The organism is Moorena sp. SIO4A5, from assembly GCF_010672005.1.
In the GTDB taxonomy this organism is placed as follows: Bacteria; Cyanobacteriota; Cyanobacteriia; order Cyanobacteriales; family Coleofasciculaceae; genus Moorena.
Map to the genome: position 1 here is coordinate 1 of NZ_JAAHHZ010000524.1, position 3,414 is coordinate 3,414.

Sequence of the window (3,414 nt, forward strand, 5' to 3'; positions counted from 1 at the left end):
ATGGAATTTTTTCCAGTCTACTGATGCGCCATGTTTATATAGGCTTGCCAAACTTTCCAGCATTTGCTGACTATCTGGTTTTCCTGGACGCAAACTTGGTATAGCCGTCAGCTTTCCTTTCGGTAAGCACGCTTTGCCCATTCCCAATAGGCTAGGCTTCGGTCCTACTTCCACACACAGATGATAACCCTGTTGATAAAGGGTTTCCATGCTCTGGTAGAATTTAACGGACCCACGGACATGGTCACACCAATACTCGGTCGTAGCGATCGCGGCAGTGGCTAATTTTCCAGTTAAATTCGAAATTATCTCTATTTGGGGAGGATGTAAGGATATTTCCGATAATACCTGGGCAAAATCTGCCACCATTGGTTGCATGAGGGCAGAATGGAAGGCATGAGAGACTGGCAACTTTAGTGATTTGACCTTTTGAGAGCGTAGTCGGGCTATCACGGTTTGAACCGCCTGACTTTCCCCAGAAATCACAATATTTTCCGGACCGTTAATGGCAGCGATTGAGACTTCGTCAGATACTCCTTGAATTGCCTCAGTTACCTGCTGCTCATTGGTCAACACCACCGCCATCTCACCACCTTCTGGCAACTGTTGCATCAAACGCGCTCTTTGGGCAATCAGCTTTAGCCCATCTTCTAAGCTAAAGACTCCTGCTACAGTTGCTGCCACATATTCCCCAACACTATGACCCATCACCACAGTTGGTTCGATTCCCCAAGACCGCCATAACTGAGCCAGGGAGTATTCTAGAGCAAACAATGCCGGTTGGGTGTAGGCGGTTTGATTCAGTTTTGAGTTGTCACTATTGTCGCTGAAGATTTCAGCATACAGGACATCCAGTAACGGCTGTTCTAAATAGGATTGCAGAATTTCGGCGCATTGGTCGAGAGTCGCCCGAAATATTGGTTGGGTTTCGTAGAGTTGCCGTCCCATACCACTATACTGAGAGCCTTGACCGGTAAAGAGGAAAACGATTTCGGGGGGAGTAGGGCTATTTTGTGCTATTTTATCCGAAATGGTTTCGCTTTCTGTCAACTTGGTCAATTGTTGCTGCAACTGGTCAGTGGATTGGACTAGGAGGGCTAGACGATAGTTAAAATGCGATCGCCCTTTATTGCTGGTCAAACAAATATCTGCCAGTGTGCTTGATGGCTCAGATGCTATGAAGTCTATGTATCGCTTTCCTAGGGTTTGCAGGGCGGTTGCTGTTTTGGCAGACAAGGTAAATAGATGATAGTTTTGGTCTTGATCGTTTTGGTCTCTATCATTACTTGTCGCTTTTGTCAACTCTGGCGCTCCTTGTAGCACCACATGAGCATTGGTTCCTCCAAAACCGAAAGAACTTACACCAGCAAATGGGGGAATAACATCCCATGGCCAAGGCTCCCGTTGCTGCTGTACTCGCAGGGGCAGTTCATCAAAGGGAATGTGGGGATTTGGCTCCTGGAAATGGAGGCTGGGTAAACGTTCTTGGTGCTTGAGGGATAGGGCAACTTTGATTAAACTAGCAATACCAGCAGCTGCCTCTAGATGACCGATATTAGATTTGACCGAACCAATAGCAACAGGCTTCGTAGGGTGCGTTAATAACGCACCGGATAACGCACCGGATAACGCACCGTAGTTATCAGAGTTATTATCAGAGTTGTGGTCAGAGCGATGTTCCTTTGGAACCGCTTCGCGATGTTCCTTTGGAACCGCTTTGCGAGAGCGTTTTAGGACATTTCCCAAGGCCATCGCTTCAATCGGGTCTCCCAGTAGGGTTCCGGTGCCATGGGTTTCTACATATTGCACATCTGACGGTGAAATTCCAGCTTGCTGGTAGGCCGAGACTAGAACAGCTTCCTGAGCGTCTCGATTGGGAGCAGTTAGCCCATTAGTGCGCCCATCTTGGTTAACGGCACTGCCTCGAATCACAGCATAAATTGGATCTTTATCGATCAGGGCTTTGGATAGGGGCTTTACTACTATCACCCCAGCGCCCTCGCCCCTGACAAAGCCATTGGCACGGGAATCAAATGCTTTACAGCGACCATCAGGAGATAAAGCCGTTAACTTACTTAACCCAACCGTCACCACTGGGGTTAGCATCAAATTAACTCCCCCTGCTAGGGCTAGGGTTGACTCACCATTCCAGATACTCTGACAAGCCAAATGAACAGCCACTAGGGATGAGGAGCAAGCCGTATCAACCGTTAGACTTGGCCCTTTGAAATTCAGTAGGTAGGAAATGCGATTAGCTGCCATAGTGGAAGCTACACCAGTATTTGTATATGTATCCACCACCTCTGGACTTTGGAGAAGCAGCTGACCATAATCATGAGTAGAAATGCCAACAAAGACCCCCGTTTGGCTACCACTGAGTTTACTAGGCACTTGGCCTGCATCCTCTAGTGCTTCCCAAATTACTTCCAACAGTAGTCGCTGCTGGGGGTCGATATAGGTAGCTTCCCGAGGAGCAATGCCAAAGAATTCTGGATCGAATTTATCAACATGCGCCAGGAAACCACCATAACGACAATACATTTTGCCTGGTGCTGTGGGGTCCTTGTCGTAAAATCTCTCGATATCCCAACGCTCTGGTGGCACTTCAGTAATAGCATCGACACCATTTTTGAGCAGTTGCCAGAATGATTTTGGGGAAGAGGCACCTGGAAAGCGGCAGCCAATCCCGATAATAGCAATAGGTTCTTTTAAGCCTTTCCTCTTTTGCAGCTGCAATTCAAGAAGGGCGCGTTTTTCGGGGGAGAGATTGGCAATCCGCTTAGCAATATCATCCACTGGCAACATAGATCGAAACATAGATCTAGGAACTATTTGATGGGTTTTCCCAGAATTTCTTGGATTTGTGCTTCTGAGAGCATTTCCAACTCAGCTAAGAGTTGGTCTACCTCTTGATCACCACTGGAGGCAATCGATTTAACCGTTACGGGTGAACGATAAAAGGGAATCGAGGTGAACCGATCCAGATTCTGGAACTGTGCCTCCCATAATTGTTGCATCTCACTACCTGCACTCGAAACTCTCGGTTCGATTTTTCTTGGGCTGTCCCCCTGGTTTGAGTTGCTTTGTTGACTTACTTTCGCCAGATATTGGGCAAGGGACTCGATATTGGGATAATCATAAGCCAGTGTAGGAGACAGAGGCACCCCTAACCATTCTTCGAGATCATCAGCTAGTTCAACTGCTGTTACTGAATCTAGACCATAATCAGCAAAAGACTTGCTGATGTTAATAGACTGGGGAGGAAGTTTTGTTTCTCGCGCTAGCCAATCTATTATCCACTTTTGAATTGATTTGGAGCTTTGCTGAAGGCCGATAGTATTAGTGGTGAGTTCTTTTTCTGGTTTAGTTGGGGCAATGGTTGGCTGTTGTGCCAAACTCCATTGCCCTACAACT

General features: G+C 47.2%; 2 protein-coding genes. Both read right to left on the reverse strand.

All coding sequences use genetic code 11. The features are described from left to right. A partial coding sequence (locus F6K57_RS40335; RefSeq protein WP_293074520.1) for a type I polyketide synthase occupies nucleotides 1-2,817 on the reverse strand: 2,817 nt, incomplete at its 3' end. An 11-nt stretch (nucleotides 2,818-2,828) separates the two neighbouring features. After that, the coding region (locus F6K57_RS40340; RefSeq protein WP_293074522.1) for a phosphopantetheine-binding protein at nucleotides 2,829-3,414 on the reverse strand (586 nt) is incomplete at its 5' end.